19 protein-coding genes are annotated in these 19,128 nt (G+C 69.3%); 5 read left to right on the top strand and 14 right to left on the bottom strand.

The features are described from left to right. Positions 1-24: 24 nt before the first annotated feature. The 3 genes from ACXYX3_RS12480 to ACXYX3_RS12470 are packed head-to-tail and all read left to right on the top strand — an operon-like array spanning position 25 to position 2,167. Positions 25-786 (top strand): ABC transporter ATP-binding protein, encoded by a 762-nt coding sequence (locus tag ACXYX3_RS12480; protein ID WP_458611883.1) that lies wholly within the window; start codon positions 25-27, stop codon positions 784-786. After that, complete coding sequence (locus ACXYX3_RS12475; protein WP_458611882.1) at positions 720-1,547, top strand: ABC transporter permease; 828 nt, start codon at positions 720-722, stop codon at positions 1,545-1,547. Before ACXYX3_RS12480 ends, ACXYX3_RS12475 begins: the two co-directional genes overlap by 67 nt. Before the next feature lie 5 nt (positions 1,548-1,552). Next, on the top strand, positions 1,553-2,167 hold the full coding sequence (locus ACXYX3_RS12470) for a TetR/AcrR family transcriptional regulator (protein ID WP_458611881.1): 615 nt from the start codon (positions 1,553-1,555) through the stop codon (positions 2,165-2,167). Here ACXYX3_RS12470 and ACXYX3_RS12465 read toward each other — a convergent pair. The 3 genes from ACXYX3_RS12465 to ACXYX3_RS12455 are packed head-to-tail and all read right to left on the bottom strand — an operon-like array spanning position 2,164 to position 5,945. Further along, positions 2,164-2,370 carry a Trm112 family protein gene (locus ACXYX3_RS12465; protein ID WP_241203566.1) on the bottom strand — a complete coding sequence of 69 codons (207 nt, stop codon included), beginning with the start codon at positions 2,368-2,370 and terminating at the stop codon, positions 2,164-2,166. The two genes, ACXYX3_RS12470 and ACXYX3_RS12465, sit on opposite strands and share 4 nt — an antisense overlap. Beyond that, positions 2,367-2,894: a hypothetical protein gene (locus tag ACXYX3_RS12460; protein ID WP_458611880.1), complete on the bottom strand. Its 528-nt coding sequence runs from the start codon at positions 2,892-2,894 to the stop codon at positions 2,367-2,369. Before ACXYX3_RS12460 ends, ACXYX3_RS12465 begins: the two co-directional genes overlap by 4 nt. A gap of 54 nt (positions 2,895-2,948) precedes the next feature. Then, entirely contained in the window at positions 2,949-5,945 is a 2,997-nt protein-coding gene (locus ACXYX3_RS12455) for an acyl-CoA synthetase (RefSeq protein ID WP_458611879.1), read from the bottom strand. A 62-nt stretch (positions 5,946-6,007) separates the two neighbouring features. Between ACXYX3_RS12455 and ACXYX3_RS12450 the strand changes: the two genes are divergently transcribed. Both ACXYX3_RS12450 and ACXYX3_RS12445 read left to right on the top strand, forming a co-directional pair. After that, positions 6,008-7,771, top strand: coding sequence for an ABC-F family ATP-binding cassette domain-containing protein (locus tag ACXYX3_RS12450; RefSeq protein ID WP_458611878.1), 1,764 nt, complete (start codon positions 6,008-6,010; stop codon positions 7,769-7,771). Next, a complete protein-coding gene (locus ACXYX3_RS12445; protein ID WP_458611877.1) occupies positions 7,768-9,063 on the top strand; it encodes a hypothetical protein in 1,296 nt (431 codons plus the stop codon). Before ACXYX3_RS12450 ends, ACXYX3_RS12445 begins: the two co-directional genes overlap by 4 nt. Here ACXYX3_RS12445 and ACXYX3_RS12440 read toward each other — a convergent pair. From ACXYX3_RS12440 to argC, 11 genes are all read right to left on the bottom strand, one after another. Continuing rightward, positions 9,041-9,541 (bottom strand): hypothetical protein, encoded by a 501-nt coding sequence (locus ACXYX3_RS12440; protein ID WP_458611876.1) that lies wholly within the window; start codon positions 9,539-9,541, stop codon positions 9,041-9,043. The genes ACXYX3_RS12445 and ACXYX3_RS12440 overlap by 23 nt on opposite strands. Then, positions 9,538-10,083 carry a hypothetical protein gene (locus tag ACXYX3_RS12435; protein WP_458611875.1) on the bottom strand — a complete coding sequence of 182 codons (546 nt, stop codon included), beginning with the start codon at positions 10,081-10,083 and terminating at the stop codon, positions 9,538-9,540. Before ACXYX3_RS12435 ends, ACXYX3_RS12440 begins: the two co-directional genes overlap by 4 nt. Beyond that, a complete protein-coding gene (locus tag ACXYX3_RS12430) occupies positions 10,080-10,697 on the bottom strand; it encodes a DUF4352 domain-containing protein (protein WP_458611874.1) in 618 nt (205 codons plus the stop codon). The genes ACXYX3_RS12435 and ACXYX3_RS12430 overlap by 4 nt, the downstream gene beginning before the upstream one ends. Before the next feature lie 11 nt (positions 10,698-10,708). Next, positions 10,709-12,121, bottom strand: a complete 1,413-nt coding sequence (gene argH / locus ACXYX3_RS12425) for an argininosuccinate lyase (RefSeq protein ID WP_458611873.1) — start codon at positions 12,119-12,121, stop codon at positions 10,709-10,711. 93 nt (positions 12,122-12,214) lie between these two features. Next, entirely contained in the window at positions 12,215-13,417 is a 1,203-nt protein-coding gene (locus ACXYX3_RS12420; RefSeq protein ID WP_241203574.1) for an argininosuccinate synthase, read from the bottom strand. Positions 13,418-13,439: 22 nt separating this feature from the next. Then, positions 13,440-13,922 (bottom strand): arginine repressor, encoded by a 483-nt coding sequence (locus ACXYX3_RS12415; RefSeq protein WP_046365260.1) that lies wholly within the window; start codon positions 13,920-13,922, stop codon positions 13,440-13,442. Further along, positions 13,919-14,842, bottom strand: a complete 924-nt coding sequence (argF, locus tag ACXYX3_RS12410) for an ornithine carbamoyltransferase (RefSeq protein WP_458611872.1) — start codon at positions 14,840-14,842, stop codon at positions 13,919-13,921. The genes ACXYX3_RS12415 and argF overlap by 4 nt, the downstream gene beginning before the upstream one ends. Next, the gene (locus ACXYX3_RS12405; protein WP_458611871.1) at positions 14,839-16,014 is read right to left on the bottom strand and encodes an acetylornithine transaminase; all 1,176 of its coding nucleotides are present in this window, start codon (positions 16,012-16,014) and stop codon (positions 14,839-14,841) included. The genes argF and ACXYX3_RS12405 overlap by 4 nt, the downstream gene beginning before the upstream one ends. Continuing rightward, positions 16,014-16,883, bottom strand: a complete 870-nt coding sequence (argB, locus tag ACXYX3_RS12400) for an acetylglutamate kinase (RefSeq protein WP_458611870.1) — start codon at positions 16,881-16,883, stop codon at positions 16,014-16,016. The genes ACXYX3_RS12405 and argB overlap by 1 nt, the downstream gene beginning before the upstream one ends. Beyond that, on the bottom strand, positions 16,880-18,094 hold the full coding sequence (argJ, locus tag ACXYX3_RS12395) for a bifunctional glutamate N-acetyltransferase/amino-acid acetyltransferase ArgJ (protein ID WP_458611869.1): 1,215 nt from the start codon (positions 18,092-18,094) through the stop codon (positions 16,880-16,882). Before argJ ends, argB begins: the two co-directional genes overlap by 4 nt. Next, positions 18,091-19,128 carry an N-acetyl-gamma-glutamyl-phosphate reductase gene (gene argC / locus ACXYX3_RS12390; RefSeq protein ID WP_458611868.1) on the bottom strand — a complete coding sequence of 346 codons (1,038 nt, stop codon included), beginning with the start codon at positions 19,126-19,128 and terminating at the stop codon, positions 18,091-18,093. The genes argJ and argC overlap by 4 nt, the downstream gene beginning before the upstream one ends.

Raw genomic sequence — 19,128 nt, 5'->3', positions numbered from 1 at the left:
CCCGGCGGGCGCAGTATTCATCACATGATGAGTTCATCGCACGATGAATTACTGGCGGCGACGCGTCCCGCGATCGACGTCGACGATCTGTACGTCCGCCGCGGCGGTAGGACTGCGGTCGACCACGTCACCTTGCGCGTCGCCCACGGCACCATCACCGGGTTGCTGGGGCCATCCGGATGCGGCAAGAGCACGTTGATGCGCAGCATCGTCGGCACCCAGGTCGTGGCGGGCGGCGCGGTGCGAGTGCTCGGCCTGCCCGCCGGCAGCGCGGCACTTCGCCACCGCGTGGGCTACGTCACGCAGCAGCCGACGGTCTACCCGGATCTCCGAGTCGTCGACAACGTGCGGTACTTCGCAGCGCTCTACGGCAGCGATGCCGACGACGTCGACGGCGCCCTGGCCGCAGTGGGTCTCGACACGCACCGCACCGCGCTCGCCGGCAACCTCTCCGGCGGTCAGCGCACTCGGGTGTCGCTGGCCTGCGCACTCGTCGGTCACCCCGAGGTGCTGGTGCTCGACGAGCCGACCGTGGGCCTCGATCCGGTCCTGCGCGCAGATCTGTGGGAACGATTCGCAGAGCTCGCGCGCCGCGGCACCACGCTGCTGGTCTCCAGCCATGTCATGGACGAGGCCGAGCACTGCGGCGACCTGCTCCTGATGCGCGAGGGCCGACTCCTGGCGCACACCACACCGAACCGACTTCGAGAGGACACGCAATGTCAGTCATTGGAGGAGGCGTTCCTGTCCGTCATCCGGCGCGACACCGCAGTCGCACCGGCCTGACCGCGGTCGCGCCGCGCGCCTACCTCGCGACCACGGTCCGCATCCTGCGGCAGTTGGCCGGCGATCACCGCAGTGTCGCGATGATCCTCCTGGTCCCCAGCCTGATCATCGCGCTGATGTACTTCATGTTCGATGCGGTGCCCACCCGACCGGGCATGCCGTCGCCGTTCGACAACGCCTGCCTGGTGATGCTGGGGGTCTTTCCGCTCATCGTGATGTTCCTGATCACGTCCATCACCATGCAGCGTGAACGTGTGTCGGGCACGCTGGAGCGCATCCTCACCACACCGCTGGGCCGCCTCGAGCTGCTCGCCGGGTACGGCACCGCGTTCTCTCTCGCCGCGGCGGCACAGGCCAGTCTCGCCTGCCTGGTGTCGTTCTGGCTGCTCGGCCTGCACACCGAGGGGAGCCCGGTATGGGTGTTCGCCATCGCGATCGTCAACGCCGTTCTCGGGGTCGGGCTCGGCCTTCTGTGCAGCGCATTCGCCCGCACGGAGTTCCAGGCGGTGCAGTTCATGCCGCTGGTGATCGCGCCGCAACTGCTGCTGTGCGGCATCGTCGTACCGCGCGAGCAGTTACCCGACTGGCTGCAGTGGGTGAGCAACGCGATGCCGGCCAGTTACGCTTTGGAGGCACTCCGCCAGGTCGGCGCCCACGCCGAGCTGACATCGCTGGCCGTACGCGACTTCTCGATCGTCGCCGGCTTCGCGGTGTCAGCGCTCGCCCTGGCCGCGGCGACATTGAGGCGAAGGACACCGTAGCAACCGTGACGACCGAGCAGGATCGCAAACGTCCGGGACGGCCCCCCGGCGCCTCGGACAGCCGCGATCGCATCTTGGCCGCCGCACGAGACCTGTTCGCTCGCAACGGTTTCGACAACACATCGATCCGTTCCATTGCTGCAGCAGCCGGTGTGGACGGTGCGCTGGTCCATCACTATTTCGGCACCAAGACCCAACTCTTCGCCGCGGCGATCCACATCCCCATCGACCCCATGTCAGTGATCGGCCCGCTTCGTGAGGTGCCGGTCGACCGGATCGGCCACGTGCTGCCGTCCCTGCTGCTGCCGCTGTGGGATTCGGAGATGGGCAAGGGATTCATCGCGACGCTGCGATCACTGCTGGCCGGCAGTGACGTCGCGATGGTGCGGAGCTTCCTCCAGGACGTCATCACCGCGGAAGTGGGTGCCCGCGTCGACGATCCACCCGGCACCGGCCGCGTGCGCGTGCAGTTCGTGGCATCGCAACTGGTCGGGGTGGTGATGGCGCGTTACATTCTCGAGCTGGAACCGTTCAAGTCGCTACCCGTGGACCAGGTCGCGGAGACGATCGCACCGAACCTGCAGCGCTACCTGACCGGTGATCTGCCCGGACTCGGTTAAGACTGGCCCGCCGCGGCCATCAACCGCCGGTGCTCGTCGTCGTCCACCGAGACGGCTTCGTCGATCAGCAGCACCGGGATGTCATCGTCGACGCGGTACTTGCGTTGCAGCCGAGGGTTGTAGAGACATCCGTCCACGTACAGCAGCGGGCCCCGATCCTCGGGGCAGACGAGCAACTCGAGCAGTGCGGGGTCGAGGGTCATCCCGTCCGACCGGGCATCGGGAAGATCGTGTCGCTCGGGTCCTGGATCATCGGGTTGCCCGGGCCCCAGCTCGGACCCATCGGCGCCTGCACGATGCCCGGCGTCGCCGGCGGCGGCACCGCGGGCTGCTGCACCTGATTCGCTGCCTGCATCTTCGTCTTGCGCTGCGTCGCGAGCGTCGCCTGCAGAGCTTCGACCAGCGGAGCCTGATTCGGACGCTTGTCGAGGGCATCCGCAAGAGCAGCGGTGTTGGCGCGCGACGGCTTGAAGCCCTGCATGCGCAGCGTCATCACCTGGTCGATCAACTTCGAGACCTGACCGCCGCCCGAACCGGTGTTGTACTGCTCGTTGATCATCATGAGGATCCGATCCGGTGACACCGGCGGAGGAGCATCGCCTGTCGACGGCGCTGCGGCCGGGTCAGCCACGGCGAGCGGAGCCGACAGGCCCGCGGCGAGACCCCCGACCAGCGCGGCACCGGCCAGCCCGGTCGCGGCGGCGCGGCGCCAGTTGCGTGGTGACATGAATCCTCCTCGGAGTCGCCAGCGCGAGCCTAACAGTGAGGCACGCGCCGGGCATCACTGCTGTGGGCCGGCGATCTCGCTGCGAACAGCCGCAGTCAACCGCTTGTACCGATGGCTATCGGCATCCCGGAACCAGGCGTTACGGGACGCTTTCGGAATTCCCTCGGCCTGCAGCGGTCCGGCGAGCGGACGGTAGGTGGCGGTCAGTGTCATATCGGCGACGACGTGCACGATGTCGGGTGCGGCGCCCACGGGGAGGTCGGCCAGCGCCTCGGACAGATCTGCGGCGGTGACGCTTCCCCCCGGTCGCAGGGCCAGGGCGGTCACCGCGAGGGTGTGGCCGTCGGCGGGCACCGGGTAGGTGACCGCCATGTCGACCGCGCCGAGTCGGCCGACTCCGTCGTTGACGGTCGCCGCGAACACCGGCCCGCGGGGGGTGTGGATCACCGCTGCCCGGGTGTCGACGAGCCAGTAGTCGCCGTCCTCGTCGCGGCGGAACAGATACTCAGTGGAGACCCAGGTGTCCGCCGGGGCGAACACCCCTCGCTTGACCGAGGCCAGCGGGTCGACCGGTCCGCGGGGATGGGCAAGCAGGACGCCGATCTCGTTGGTGTCCGCGCGACGCACGAAACCGTGGTCGTCTTCGAGGATCAGATTGTCGTCGGGGTCGTAGGCGGCGAGGGCGATCTCGCCGCCGCCGGGCAGCGGCCGCCCCTTGCTGCCGACCTTCGCGCCCGCGACGTTGGCCAGCACGGCCTGCCCGTCGGTGGTCGCGAAGAACTCGACGACTGTCGCCGGTTCGAACACCTCCACGACCCGCTTCCACAGACCGCTGGGCATACCGGATCCGATGAACACCCGCACGGGATGACTGCCGGTCAACGAGAACGCGGGATCGTCGATCACCTCCCGCAGCATCGCCCACGTGTAGGACACGACCGTCACGCCGTACTGCCGGATCTCCTGGACGAATCGGTCCGGGCGCAACTCCCGCGACAACGCGATACGCGCACCGGCGACGACCGCGCCGCCGAGGCTGACCAGAAGACCGGACTGGTGATGAAGCGGAGTGAGGCAGTAGACGGTGTCGTTGCGGCTCAGGTTCGCCGCCGATGCGGTGCCGAATGCCGACAACGCCCACCGGTAATTGGTGATCTGGCGGGCGACCAGCTCACCGCTGATCGTGCTGAACCCGATGAACGCCAGGTCGCGGGCCAAGCCGGGGTTCGGGCGGTACCAGCCCGGCAGATCCACCCGCTCGGGGTCGATCTGCTCCATGTCGATGACGCCGGCATCGTCGGGAAGATGCAGGTCGCGCGATTCGCCACCGCCGAGCACCAGAACCCGGGTGTCGAGGGTGCGCGCGGCATCCAGATGACCCGGGTCCGTGATGATCTCGGTGACCGCGCCCAGCCGCGCCGCCGCGGCGAGATCGGCGTCGGGGGGCATCAGCACCGCCACCGCCCCGAGCCGCGACAGCGCGGCGATCGCGACCAGCGCGCTGGGCCGGGTGTCCATCAGCACGCCCACCCGCGCGCCCTGGCGCACCCCGACATCGATCAGACCGCGCACCACGTTGTTGATGCGGCGATCGACCGCCTCGTAGGTGTGCACGCGACCGTCGAACAGCAGCGCCTCACCCTGCGGGGCATCCCGGGCCTGCTCACTCATGATGCGGCCCAACGAGATTCGGGTGTGATCGTTGACCTGTCCCAGTCGCGCGAGGCGGGGCAGGGTGCGGGCGGTCTCCACCGCGAGTGTGCGCGCCGAGCGGTTCGCGGCCACGAACGCGTCGGCGGCCGACTTCACCAGCGTGACGGCCATCTCCGTGGCGGCGGCGGTGCCGTGCGCCAGTCTCGACGTCAGTGACACGCCGCTCTCCGCGGATTGCGCGGGTTGCAGCGCCATGGGTGCGACACCGTCGGGCATCGCGCCGGCCCCGTCGAGCCAGCGCACCCACTGCGCCACCGTCGGCCAGGTCTGGCCGGCTGCCTTGGACCCGACGACGAGGCCGAAATGTCCTGCCCTGATCATGAACTCGTACACATCGGCCTGCGGTGCGGCCCGCTTGATACCGCGTACCGAGGCGGGTTGACCGATGTCGTCGACCTCGCCGACCACCGCCAGCACCGGGCAGTCGATGTCCGAGAGCGTCACCAGATCGCCGTGCACGGAGAAGCCACCGGTCATCATCCGGTTGTGGGCGATGAACTGTTTGAGCAGCTCGGAGATCGCCGGGCCCGACCAGGCGATCCAGCCCTCGGAGGCCAGGAACCGGCGCTGCTGTTCGCGCGGCAGGAGGGCCTCCCGGTCGTGCAGCTGCAACAGGAACTCCAGCCGCGACTGGGCGGTCTTGATCGGGTCGAGCATCTGGAACCCGGTGCGCGCCATCCAGCCCGGGATGTCGATGCGGCTGAAGACATGGTCGGCCATGAAGTCGGCGGCCGCGGGCGCGAGGCTGGCCGGCAGGTTCATCGGCAGCGCGGCGAGCGTGTCGACGGGCGAGCCGAACGCGATGATGCTCGCCAGATCCTTCGAGCGGCGGTACGCCGCGGTCTGGTAGGCGAACATGCCGCCCTGCGAGTATCCCGCCACGTGCACGTCGCGGCCGGTCACCGATTTGACCGTGTCGATCGCCTCGCTGAGCGCCACGATGTGGTCGGCCAGGTTGCGCTGCATCCCGCCCTCGACCTTGTCCGGCGAGCCGAAGTCGATCACCCACGGGTCGACGCCGGCGCGGTGCAGGATGCCGACCGCGCCGTCCTGGCGGGTGACGTCCCACATGTCGGCCGACATCATCATCGGGTGGACCATCAGCACCGGAGGTCCCGCGGGTTTTGCGCCGGGCCGGGCGTCGGGCGGGAAGTAGCGGCGCAGCCGGTACATCGGCACGCTCTCCACGATCTGGAACGGCGAGGGCACCGATCCGGTCTCCAGGCCGCCGTAGCGCAGCACCTCCAGACCGTTCTGAGCGGTGGCGACCAAGCGCCCGACCGGTCCGGTGATCGCCGACAGATCCACCAACGCCTGCTCCCCTATCGCCGACCCCATACCTCTGATCCCTGCACCGCAGACGTCATCATGGCACAGCGCAGGCCTATCATCGGCGCCTGATGGCAAACCTGATCAACCTGGAAAAAGTGACTGTCGGCTACGGCACTCGTACGTTGCTCGACGCCGTCAGCCTCGGTGTCGAAGAGGGCGATGCGATCGGTGTGGTCGGCCGTAACGGCGACGGCAAGACGACGTTGCTCAAGGTGCTCACCGGCACGCTGGCGCCCGACTCCGGGCGGGCCACCCACACCTCCGGTCTCTCGGTCGGCTACCTGCGTCAGGCCGACGACTTCGCGCCCGAAGACACGGTTCGCGGGGTGATCGTCGGGGGCCGACCCGACCACATCTGGGCCGCCGAGCCGAACACCCGTACCGTCGTCGAGCACCTGCTGTCGGGAGTGTCGTTGGACGCCCCGGCGGCGGAGTTGTCCGGCGGCGAACGACGCCGGGTCGCACTGGCCGAGGTCCTGTTGGCCGATCACGACGTGCTGGTGCTCGACGAACCCACCAACCACCTCGACGTCGAGGTGATCGGATGGCTTGCCGAACACCTGTCCGCGCGGCCGGCCCGGGCGCTCGTGGTGGTCAGCCACGACCGCTGGTTCCTCGACGCGGTCGCCACGAACACGTGGGAGGTGCACGACGGCGTCGTCGACGCCTATGAGGGCGGTTACGCGGCGTTCGTCCTGGCGCGCGCCGAGCGCATGCGAACGGCGGCGGGCACCGAGGCGCGGCGCCGAAACCTGATGCGCAAGGAACTGGCGTGGCTGCGCCGCGGGCCACCCGCGCGGACGTCCAAGCCGAAATTCCGCATCCAGGCCGCCAACGACCTGATCGCCAATGAACCACCTCCCCGCGACTCGCTGGTGCTGCAGCGCTTCGCCACGTCCCGGCTCGGCAAAGACGTGTTCGACCTCCATCGAGTCGGCCTCCAGGTCGGCGATCCGCCCCGCACGCTGCTCGACGGCATCGACTGGTCGATCGGCCCGGGCGCGCGCATCGGGCTGGTCGGCGTCAACGGCACCGGCAAGACGTCGGTGCTGCGTCTGCTCGCCGGCGAGCTGTCGCCGACGAGCGGAACCATCAAGCGAGGCCAGACGCTACACATCGGCTATCTCAGCCAGGCGCTCAAGGAGCTGGACGGCTCGGCTCGGGTGCTCGACGCGGTCGAGAACCGGCGCCGCGTCACCGAACTCGCCGGCGGCCGCGAGATCACCGCAGACACGCTGCTCAAGGATTTCGGGTTCACCGGCGACAAGCTGACCACTCGGCTCGGCGAGCTCTCCGGCGGTGAGCGGCGCCGCCTGCAGTTCCTGCGCCTGCTGCTCGACGAACCCAACGTGCTGCTGCTCGACGAACCGACCAACGATCTCGACATCGACACGTTGACGGTCATTGAGGACTATCTCGACGGCTGGCCCGGCACGCTGATCGTGGTCACCCACGATCGGTACTTCCTGGAACGGGTCAGCGATGTGACATATGCGCTGACCGGAGGCGGACGCTGCGATCTGCTGCCCGGGGGCATCGAGCAGTACCTCGCCGAGCGGTCGGCGGCGGCCACCCCGGCTGCGGCGCGCTCCGAGCCGGTGCGCGGTGAGTCGGCGGCAGCCAAGGATCGCCGCGCGGGCAAGGAGATGACGCGGATCGAGAACCAATTGGCCAAGCTCGACGACCGGATCGCCGCGGTGCACGAGGCGATGGCCGACGCCGCCGCGGATCATGTGCGGGCAGGCGAGCTCAACGGCGAGCTCGGCGATCTGCTCTCCCGCAAAGACGAATTGGAGCAGACCTGGCTCGAGCTGGCCGACAGCGCCGGATGACCGCGGCGCTGTCGGTGATGGCACGTCCGTTCGTGCTGTGCTGGCGGTATTGGCCTCAGCTCGCCGCGTGCTATCTCCTCGGGCTGCTCGGACGTCGGGGTGCGATCGAGCTGGCCGCCTGGGCCGGGTGGGACAACGACCTGTGGGCCGCGTTGATCATGCCGCTGGCGGGCTTGGCTCGGCTCGGGTCCTACGTGGCGATGTTCTTCGTCCTCCGGTCGGGTATCCCGGCACTGGCGGCACTTCCACCGCGCGCTGCGCGCCGCGTCGACGTGTTCGCCACCGTCATCGTGCCGTTCTTCGCGATCTATCTGGCGTGGAAGATGTTCGCCGAGGATTGGATCGCCTACGAAGAACGCGCCCTCGGGTATCGGATCGGCGAGGCCATGAACACTGCGGGTGCGGTCGAGTTACACCCCGAGTCGCTGCCGGTGGGCACGGTGACGCTCGTGCTGATCGTGGCAGCGCTCGTGCTGCGCTACGTCCTGAGCCGATTCAAGGACGCGATGCCGCGGTGGATGATCGCCGTGCGGGTGTACGTCGACGCGCTGTGGGTGTTCCTCGGCCTCAGTTTCGCCGCCAGCCAGGACGTGACGTTCTTCGTCAACCCGACCGGCTGGCTGTCGCAGCGGCGGATCGTGGTGTGGTTCACCGAGACTCGCGCCGAGCTGTTCTCGCACTTCCGTCCACTGGAAGTCCTGTGGGACTGGCTCACCTGGACCGTGAGCACCGTGTTCGGCGGCGCCACCGTCCCGCTGCTCTGGCTGGCCGTCGCCGCGATCGTCTACGGCGTGTCGATGCCCGCCGATTGGCGCGGCGCCGCGCGCCGCGTCGCCGGCGCACGCGCCGACCGGCTCTTCGAGCGCGCGGCAAGGCACAAGCGAATTCGGCAGCGGTGGTCGAATCTGCCCGATGTCCGTCGCGCGGAGGCGCGCGAGGTGCTGCTCTCCCGGCTCGGCAACTACCGACCGATCACCGATTCCGCGCGGCTCATCCTGCACGGCGGTGTGCTTGCGTTGGCGCTTTACGTGCTGGGCTATCTCGGGCTGGCGTGGCTGGACATGGCCGGCAGCTTCTACCGGCCGGAGGTGCGCGCCGGCAATCTCTTCCGCGGGGTGGCCTGGCTGTTGGGACCCCACCCGCAGGCCTACTGGGATGCCGTGCGCCCCACCCTGATCTTCCTGTCGCACATGATCATCGAGCCGCTGCGGGTGTGCCTCATCGCCTCGACCGTGGCGTACTGCCTCGAACAGCTACGTCCGCAGCAGGTCACAGCGCCATCCGCACCGTGATCTGACCGTTGGTCGTCACGTCCAGGGCCGTGGGTACCACGTCGTCGGGCAGCAGGAACGCGAACTGCACGGGCCCCGGCAGGTTGCAGAGCGAGGTCACGCCCTCGGGCGGGATCGGGGTGTAACCACCGACGCCCTCCGCCGTCCAGCGCGTGGTGCCGTCGGTGATCACGGCGCTGCAGTAGCCCGGATCGGGGGTTCCGGATCTGTCGACGTCGAGCACGGTCAGCACCGTGCCGGGGGGCAGCGGCGGCCCGAACCGCGTCGGGCTGCGGTTCAGATGCTTGATCGACGTCAGCCGCCAGGTCTGCCCGCCGGCCGAGCCGCTCTCGCCCTTTCCGATCGCGACGCGCGGCTCGACCGAGTGGCGGTAGGCCGACCAGTCGGCGCGGAAGTCGATGACGACATACACCGCGAGCGCGCAGACGACGACGACGGCGCCGAGGACGTTGCGCTGCCACAGCTGTGCCGCTTTCATGCGCTCGCCTCCAGCTGGGCCAGTCGCAACTCGGCGCTGCGGCCGATCGCCTCCGGTGGAATGGCGATCACCAGCCGCGAATCGAGTAGATCGCTGCCCACCCAGACGCGCAGCACGAGCGAGCCGAGATCATCGCCGTCGATCAGCGCCGACGCGACATCGAAGACCCATGCGCCGCGCTGCTCGATCCCCGGTGCCAGGGAGCGTCCGAGGGTCTTGGTCAAGAACCGATCGGTGGGGATGTAGGTGTTCGGGCCGACGAGCAGATCCGCGTGCGGTACGTCGGTGCTGCCCTGGGCCTGCAGCGTCGTCTCGACGACCACCCAACGGCCGGCGGCCGGTACCGAATTGACCTCCGGCGCAACACGAATCGACGTGACGGTGGCGGTGACGCCGCGCCCGCGCACCGGTTCACCGGCTTGGCCGTGCACGTCGAAGGGTCCGTACAGATCGGTGGGCGTCGGGAGGTGGTGCCAGATCAGCGCGGCCGCCGCGACCAGCAGCACGACGCACACTGCCGACAGCGCTGAGCGGAGCCTCATGACGGTTCCTTCACGGTCAGCTCGGTGACACCGTAGTCGGTGAGGCTGTCCAGCCACTCCTCCCCGCCGTAGGTCACCATCAGCTGCTTCAACTGCTTCTTCCACACCCGGACGCTGACCGTGTCGCCCGGCTGCAGAGCGTCGCGCGGCACCAACCACAGATAGGCGAGCTTCTCTGTCAACCCGGGCCCGAGGGTCTGGATCTGCGATCCGTCGCGGATGCGCCACGCGCCGAAGAACTCCTTGTCCGGCACGTCACGCAGATCGAGCTCGTTGCGCAGTCGTCCCGGCATCGTGCCGTCGTTGGTCAGCGTGACCGTCACACCGAGGTACAGCTTGCCGGGCTGGACGGGGCCGAGGGTGCGGTTACCGCCGGTCACTTCGGGCAGCAGCGTGGCACCGTGGATGTTGACGGTGTACTGACCGTCGGAGAAATCCTCGCCTGCGGCGAAGGGCACCGCCCCTGTGTCGACGGTGTCGAGTCCGCCGAACAGCGCGGCGACCGCGAGGACGACGGCGAGCGCGGCCCGCCACCATCGCCGGATCGGACGCTGCGCGAGCCAGCCCCGGACGCGAGCATGGCGGCTCGCCTCCTGTTGCCCGCCGGGGTCCATGCTGGCAGATGCTAGCGGCGCAGCCGGATTCGCAAATCGTCGGATGCTGCCCGCACGGCGCTGAGCTGCCGGGCCACCTGAACGGGGGCGGTGCCGCCCCGCGCGTCACGCGAATTCACCGACCCTTCCACCGTCAGGACATCACGGACCTGCGGCCCGAGTTCGGGATGGATCGCGGCGAGTTCAGCGTCCTCGAGCTCCTCCAGTCCCACACCGCGAGCTTCCGCCGCGCGCACCGCCGCGCCCGCCGCCTCGTGCGCGACCCGGAACGGAACTCCGCGCCGCACCAGCCATTCCGCGACATCGGTGGCCAGCGTGTAGCCCAGCGGGGCGAGGGCGGCCATGCGCTCCACGTCGAACTCCAGCGTCGACACGAGCCCGGCCATCGCGGGCAGCAGCATCTCGAGCTGCGCCGCCGAATCGAACACGGGCTCCTTGTCCTCCTGCAGGTCCCGGTTGTAGGCCAGCGGCTGGGCTTTCAGAGTGGCGAGCAACCCGGTCACGTTGCCGATCAACCGGCCCGCCTTGCCGCGGGCGAGTTCGGCGATGTCGGGGTTCTTCTTCTGCGGCATGATCGAACTGCCGGTCGACCAGGCGTCGTGCAGCCGCACGTACCCGAACTCGGTGGTACTCCACAGGATGATGTCTTCGGCCAGCCGAGACAGATCGACCGCGATGAGGCCGAAGACGAATGCCGCCTCCGCCGCGAAATCCCGTGCGGCCGTGGCATCGACGGAGTTGTCGGCCGCAGCCGTGAAACCCAGCTCCTCTGCGATCGCATCCGGATCCAGGCCCAGCGATGAACCGGCCAGGGCACCCGAGCCGTACGGCGACACCGCGGCGCGCTTGTCGGCGTCGAGGAGCCGGTCCACGTCACGCAGCAGCGGATGGGCGTGCGCGAGCAGATGATGCGCCAGCAGGATCGGCTGCGCGGACTGCAGGTGCGTCTTGCCGGGCATGATCGCAGTGGGATGCGCGGCGGCCTGCGTGGACAGCGCTGCGACGACGTCGAACACGCCGTCGGCGATCCGGCGGATCGCGTCGCGCAGCCACAGCCGGAACAACGTCGCCACCTGATCGTTGCGCGATCGGCCGGCCCGCAGACGTCCGCCCAGATCGGCTCCCACGCGGTCGATCAGGCCCCGCTCGAGCGCGCCGTGGACATCCTCGTCGGTCGCGATCGGCCCGAAGCTACCGTCGGCGACGTCGTTGCCGAGACTGTCCAGCCCGGCGAGCAGCCCGTCGCGTTGCTCATCGGTCAGCAGCCCCGCGCGATGCAACACCCTGGCGTGCGCCTTCGACGCCATCACGTCGTAGGGCGCCAGCACCCAGTCGAAGTGGGTCGACTTGCTCAGGGCGGCAAGCGCATCGGACGGCCCGTCGGCGAACCGGCCACCCCAGAGCGACCCTTCGTTCGTACTCATGTCAGCGCCCCCGTCCCGCGTCGAGATCGACGAATTGGTGGGTTTCTCTCGCACTTTCCCGCCCGAATGTCGGTTTGGGCGATGAGGGGGTGCTCACTTACCGGCCAGGTCCCGCCGCGCCGACAAGCTCGACGACAGCCCGTGCACATGGACGAAGCCCTTCGCCGAGGACTGGTCGAACGTGTCGCCCTCGTCGTAGGTCGCGAGGTTGAAGTCGTACAGCGACTCCGCGCTGCGCCGGCCGTTGACCGCGATGTGCCCGCCGTGCAGCACCATCCGGATCTCACCGGTGACGTGCTGCTGGGTGTGCGCGACGAACGCCTCGAGCGACGACTTCAGGGGCGAGTACCACAGGCCGTCGTACACCAGCTCGCCCCACTTGCGGTCGGTCCCGCGCTTGAAGCGGCCCAGTTCACGCTCCAGCGTGACGTGCTCGAGCTCGGTGTGGGCAGTGATGAGCACCATCGCGCCGGGCGCCTCGTAGATCTCGCGGCTCTTGATGCCGACGAGCCGGTCCTCGACGACGTCGAGGCGGCCCACGCCCTGCGCCCCGGCGCGGGCGTTGAGCGCCTCGATGGCCTGCAGCACCGTCACCGGCTGGCCGTCGATGCTCACCGGCACACCCTTGTCGAAGCCGACGATGACCTCGTCGGGGCTGCTCCAGTTGACCGTGGGATCTTCGGTGTAGTCGTAGACGTCCTTGGTCGGTGCGTTCCAGAGGTGTTCCAGGAAGCCGGTTTCCACCGCGCGACCCCACACGTTCTGGTCGATCGAGAACGGTGAGCGCTTGGTCACGTTGATGGGGATGTCGTTCTGCTCGGCGAAGGCGATCGCCTTCTCACGGGTCCACGCATAGTCGCGCACCGGAGCGAGCACCTGCAGATCGGGCGCCAACGAGGCGAAACCGACCTCGAAGCGGACCTGGTCGTTGCCTTTTCCGGTGCAGCCGTGGGCGACGATGCCGCCGCCGTGCTCGCGGGCGGCCTCGACGAGGTGCTTGACGATCAGGGGCCGGCTCAGCGCCGAGACCAGCGGGTAGCGGTCCATGTAGAGCGCGTTCGACTGGATGGCCGGCAGACAGTACTGCTCGGCGAACTCGTCGCGGGCGTCGACCACGACGGCCTCCACCGCACCGCAGTCCAGGGCGCGCTGGCGCACGACGTCCATGTCCTCACCGCCCTGCCCGAGGTCGATGGCCACCGCGACCACTTCGCGGCCGGTCTCCTTGCCGATCCAGCTGATGGCCACCGAGGTGTCCAGACCGCCGGAATACGCCAGGATGACGCGCTCGGACATATGACTCTCTCCCTTGTTCGTGTCAGGCTTTGGCGAGGCTCTCCAGAGCCTCGCCGAGTTCGGCACCGGTCATCGGCTCTCGCGCGATGACGAAAATCGTGTCGTCGCCGGCGATGGTGCCGACCACATAGGGCAGTGCGGCCCGGTCGATCGCACTGGCCAGATAGTGCGCGGCACCCGGCGGTGTGCGCAGGACCGCGAGGTTGGCGCTGGCATCGGTGGCCACCAGCAGGTCACCGAGCAGCCGGGACACCCGTTCGGTGCCACCGGTGACGCCGCGCACCGGGCTGCCGTCCTCGGGCACGATGTACACCCCGCCACCGCCGTCGGCGCCGCGCAGCTTGACCGCGCCGAGCTCCTCGAGATCGCGCGAGAGCGTCGCCTGCGTCACGTCGATGCCGTCGGCGGCCAGCAGCGCCGCCAGCTCCCCTTGGCTGCGGACCTGCTGAGCGGACAGCAGCGCGACGATGCGGGCCTGCCTGCCCGCTCGCGTGGAGGCGGTCACGAATGCTCCAGCAGCCACACCAGCAGCGCCTTCTGCGCATGCAGCCGGTTCTCTGCCTCGTCCCAGACCGCGCTGCGCGACCCGTCGATCACCTCGTCGGTGATCTCGTGTCCGCGGTGAGCCGGAAGGCAGTGCAGCACAACGGCTTCCGCGTCCGCGCGGCCGAGCAATTCAGCGTTGACCTGGAACGGACGGAACGGCCGGACGCGGTCCAGCCCGTCATTCTCCTGGCCCATGGAAATCCAGGTGTCGGTGACCAGCACGTCGGCACCGGCGGCCGCGGCCTGCGGATCGTCGGTCACCGTCACCGTGGCACCGGTCTGGTGAGCGCGGGTCTCGGCAGCGGCGACGAACATCGGGTGCGGGGCGAAGCCGCGCGGCGCCGCGATCGTCACGTGCACGCCGGCGGTGACGCCGCCCAGCATCAGCGAGTGCGCCATGTTGTTGGCGCCGTCGCCGAAGTAGCTGAGCCGCAAGCCTTTCAGACCGCCCTTCCATTCGGCGAGGGTCTGCAGGTCGGCGAGCACCTGGCACGGGTGGAATTCGTCGGAGAGCGCATTGACGATGGGGACGGACGACCCGGAAGCCATCGCGGTCAGCCGCTCCTGGGCGAAGGTGCGCCACACGATCGCGTCGACGTAGCGGGACAGCACCGTGCCGGTGTCCTCCAGCGTCTCCTCCCGGCCCAGCTGGGTGCTGCGCCCGTCGACGACGACGGCGTGCCCGCCGAGCTGGGCGATACCCATCTCGAAGGAGAATCGCGTTCGGGTCGAGTTCTTCTCGAAGATCACCGCGACCCCGCGCGGGCCCTCCAGCGGCCGACGGCTGAACGGCTTGCGCTTGAGCTCGGCGGCCAGCGCCAGCACCTCGGCCTGCTCCTCCGGGGTCAGATCGTCGTCGCGCAGGAAGTGCCTGGTCATGATCCGGCCACCGTCTCGAGGATGCCCGGCAGCGCGGTGATGAACGATTGCGCCTGCTCCTCGGTGAGGACCAGGGGCGGCGCCAACCGGATGATCTGAGGCGCAGCGGCATTGACGAGGAAGCCTGCGTCACGCGCGGCCGCCTCGACCGGCTTGGCGACGTCGGCGGTCAACACGATGCCGCGCAGCAGGCCGCGCCCGCGGACGTGGTCGACGAGCGGATGCCCGAGCGCCTCGATCCCGTGGCTGATCGTCTTGCCCAGCACGTCGGCGTGCTCGATCAGCCCGTCGTCGGCGAGCACCTTCAGTACGGCCAATGCTGCCGCGGTGCACACCGGGTTGCCGCCGAACGTGCTGCCGTGCAGGCCGGGGGTCAGCAGCTCCGCGGCCGGTCCGATCGCCAGGCACGCCCCGATCGGCAGGCCGCCGCCGAGACCCTTGGCCAGCGTGACGATGTCGGGGGTGATGCCGTCGTGCTGGTGGGCGTAGAAAGCTCCGGTCCGCCCGACGCCGGTCTGCACCTCGTCGAGGACGAGCAGAGCGCCGTGGCGTGCCGTGATCTCCCGCGCGGCAACGAGGTAGCCCGCCGGCGGGACGACGACGCCGCCCTCCCCCATGATCGGCTCCAAAAAGACCGCGGCCGTCTCGTCGTCGACGGCCGCGCGCAATGCGTCGACGTCTCCATAGGGCACGTGGGTGACCTCGCCGGGCAACGGCTCGAACGGCGCCTGCTTGGCAGGCTGCCCGGTCAGAGCCAGCGACCCCATGGTCCTGCCGTGGAACGCACCCTCGGCGGCAACGAGTTCGGTACGCCCGGTCAACCGCGTGATCTTGAACGCGACTTCGTTGGCCTCGGTACCGGAGTTGGCGAAGAACACCCGGGCGGGGGCCCCGAGGTGACCGACCAGCGCCTCGGCGAGGGCGATCCCCGGCTCGGTCGCGTAGAGATTCGACGTGTGGCCCAGCGTGCTCATCTGCCGGTGCACCGCATCGATGACCGCGGGATGGCCATGGCCGAGCACGTTGACCGCGATACCGCCCAGCAGGTCGACGTAGTGCTTGCCGTCGACATCGGTGACCACCGCGCCCTGCCCGCTGGCAAGCGCCAGCGGCGGCGTGCCGTAGTTGTGCATCATCACCGCAGACCAGCGGTCGAGCAGAGGTTGGCTCATCACGCGACCACCTTGGTTCCGGCACCTTCGTCGGTGAACAGTTCGGCCAGCACGCAGTGTTCGACCCGGCCGTCGATGACGTGCGCGCTGGGCACGCCGCCGGTGATGGCGCGCAGGCAGGCCTCGATCTTGGGCACCATGCCCTCCTCCAACGTGGGAAGCAGTTGCGTCAATGCGGCGGAATCGATCTCGCTGACCAGGGAGCCGCGGTCGGGCCAGCTGGTGTAGAGGCCTTCGACATCGGTGAGCATCAGCAGCTTTTCCGCGCCCAGCGCCTCGGCCAGCGCGGCCGCGGCGGTGTCGGCGTTGATGTTGTACACCCGGCCCTCCACGTCCGGCGCGATCGTCGACACGACAGGAATCCGGCCGGCGGCGATCAGATCCCGCACCGCGTCGGTGCTGACCCGCTCGACGTCGCCGACGAGTCCGATGTCGGTGGCCACGCCGTCGACCAGCACACTGCGGCGCACCGCGGTGAACAGGTGCGCGTCCTCGCCGGTGATCCCGACCGCATAGGGCCCGTGCGCGTTGATCAGGTTCACGAGTTCCCGGCCCACCTGACCGAACAGCACCATGCGGGCGACGTCGAGCACCTCGGGGGTGGTGACGCGGAAGCCGCCCCTGAATTCGCCGGAGATACCGAGCTTTTTGAGCATCGCGCTGATCTGGGGGCCGCCTCCGTGGACGACCACCGGGTGGACTCCGCAGTTGCGCAGGAACACCATGTCCTCAGCGAATGCCACCTTGAGGGTGTCGTCGGTCATCGCGTTGCCGCCGTACTTGACCACGACGATCTTGCCGTGCAGTGCCTTGAGCCAGGGCAGCGCGGCGGCGAGCACCAGCGCCTTCTGCGGCGTCGGCAGGCTCATGAGCTGTAGGCCGAATTCTCTTCGACGTACGCGTGAGACAGGTCGGTGGTGCGGATCGACGCCGAGGCGGCGCCGACCCCCAGATCCACCGTGACCACGATGTCCTCACCCGTCAGATCGACCTCGCGCGCGCCCGGCGCTCCCACACTGTCCACACAGACCGGGAAACCGTTGAACGACACGGTGATTCGATCCGCATTCAGCGGTACCGGCGCCATGCCCACCGCGGCGAGCACCCGGCCCCAGTTGGCGTCCGAGCCGAACAGCGCGGTCTTGACCAGGCTGTCGCGGGCGATCACCCGCGCGGCTGTCACCGCGTCGTCCTCGGTTTCCGCGCCGGTGACGGTGATGAGGATCCGTTTGGTCACGCCTTCGGCGTCGGCCTGCAGTTGGGCGCACAGGTCCTCACAGACCGCGAGCACCGCGGCGTCGAGATCGTCCTGGCTCGGCGTGACCTCGCTGGCCCCCGAGGACAGCAGCAGCACGGTGTCGTTGGTGGAGCAGCTGCCGTCGACGTCGAGGCGGTCGAAAGTGGCCGCGGTCGCGCGACGCAGCGCGCGGTCGAGCGCCGCGGCGTCGGCCACGGCGTCAGTCGTCAGCACGCACAGCATCGTGGCCAGCGACGGCGCCAGCATGCCCGCACCCTTGGCCATGCCGCCGACGGTCCAGCGATCCTGATGATGCAGCGCAACCTGTTTGGGCACCGTGTCGGTGGTCATGATCGCCCGCGCGGCCTCTTCCCCGCCGGTGAGGCCGCCGGCCATCTCGTGCACGATCTCGGTGACGCCGGCGCGCACCTTGTCCATGGGCAGGCGGTCGCCGATCAGGCCGGTCGAACACACCGCGACCTCGATGGCGCCGGTCTCGGTGCCCCAGTCGGACAGTGCTGCCGCGACGGCCTCGGCGGTGGCGTGGGTGTCCTGGAAGCCGGCCGGCCCGGTGCAGGCGTTGGCGCCACCAGAGTTGAGAATGACCGCACGCAGCCTGCCCGTCGTGAGCACCTGCGTCGACCACAGCACCGGGGCGGCTTTGATCTTGTTGCGGGTGAACACCCCGGCCGCAGTGTGATCGGGGCCCTCGTTGAACACCAGCGCGAGGTCGAGCGCACCGGAAGCTTTGATACCGGCGGCGATTCCCGTCGCCCGGAAACCGGCGGGCGCGGTCACGCCCTGCGTGCGCAGCAGCCGGGCGCTGTCGGCCAGATCGGTCACGGAGCCACCCCCACGGTCGTCAGTCCATCGGTCTCGGTCCAGCCCAGCGCCAGGTTCATCGACTGCACGGCCGCGCCGGCGGTGCCCTTGACGAGGTTGTCGATCGCGGCGATCGCGATGAACGTCTGCGCGTCGGTGTCGACGGCGATCCCGAGCTGGGCGGCGTTGCCCCCGACGACGGCGCCGGTCTGCGGCAACCGACCCTCGGGCAGCAGGTACACGAAAGGCTCGGCGTCGTAGGCTTTTTCGTAGACCGCGCGCAGATCGGACAGCGACGCCTGGGTGCGGGCGGTGCACGTGGCCAGGATGCCGCGGGCCGTCGGGATCAACACCGGGGTGAATGACACGGTCACGTCCGCGCCACCGGCGACCGCGGCCAGGCCCTGTGCGATCTCGGGAGTGTGCCGGTGCTTGCCGCCCACGTTGTACGCCCGCGCCGAGCCGATCACCTCGGCGGCCAGCAGGTCGACTTTGGCGGCCCGGCCCGCACCCGAGGTGCCGCTGACCGCGACGACGGTCACGGCCGGCTCGACGAGTCCGGCCGCCACCGCCGGCCACAGCGCCAGCAGCGCGGCGGTCGGGTAGCAACCCGGCACGGCGATCCGGGTGGCGCCGCGCAGCCGGTCGCGGGCGCCGGGCAGCTCAGGCAGCCCGTACGGCCAGCTGCCGGCGTGCTCGGAGCCGTAGAACCGCTCCCACGCGGCGGCGTCGGTGAGCCGGAAGTCCGCGCCGCAGTCGATGATCACGGTGTCGGGACCCAGCTGCTCGGCCAGCGCGGCGGAGTGGCCGTGCGGCAACCCCAGGAACACGACGTCATGGCCTGCCAGCACCTCGACCTCGGTGGGCTCGAGAACCCGATCGGCCAGCGGCAGAAGATGCGGGTGGTGTTCGGCGAGAGTGGTTCCGGCACTCGCTGCCGCGGTCAGGGCACCTAGCGTGAGCGTGCCCTGCGCGTATGCGGGGTGCCCGAGCAGCAGCCGCAGGATCTCTCCTCCGGCGTATCCACTGGCTCCGGCCACGGCGACGGACGTCAT

The organism is Mycobacterium sp. Panama NTM2 (assembly GCF_054355555.1).
The sequence above is the reverse complement of the archived record's forward strand: the minus strand, read 5'-3'. Positions and strand labels throughout refer to the sequence as shown.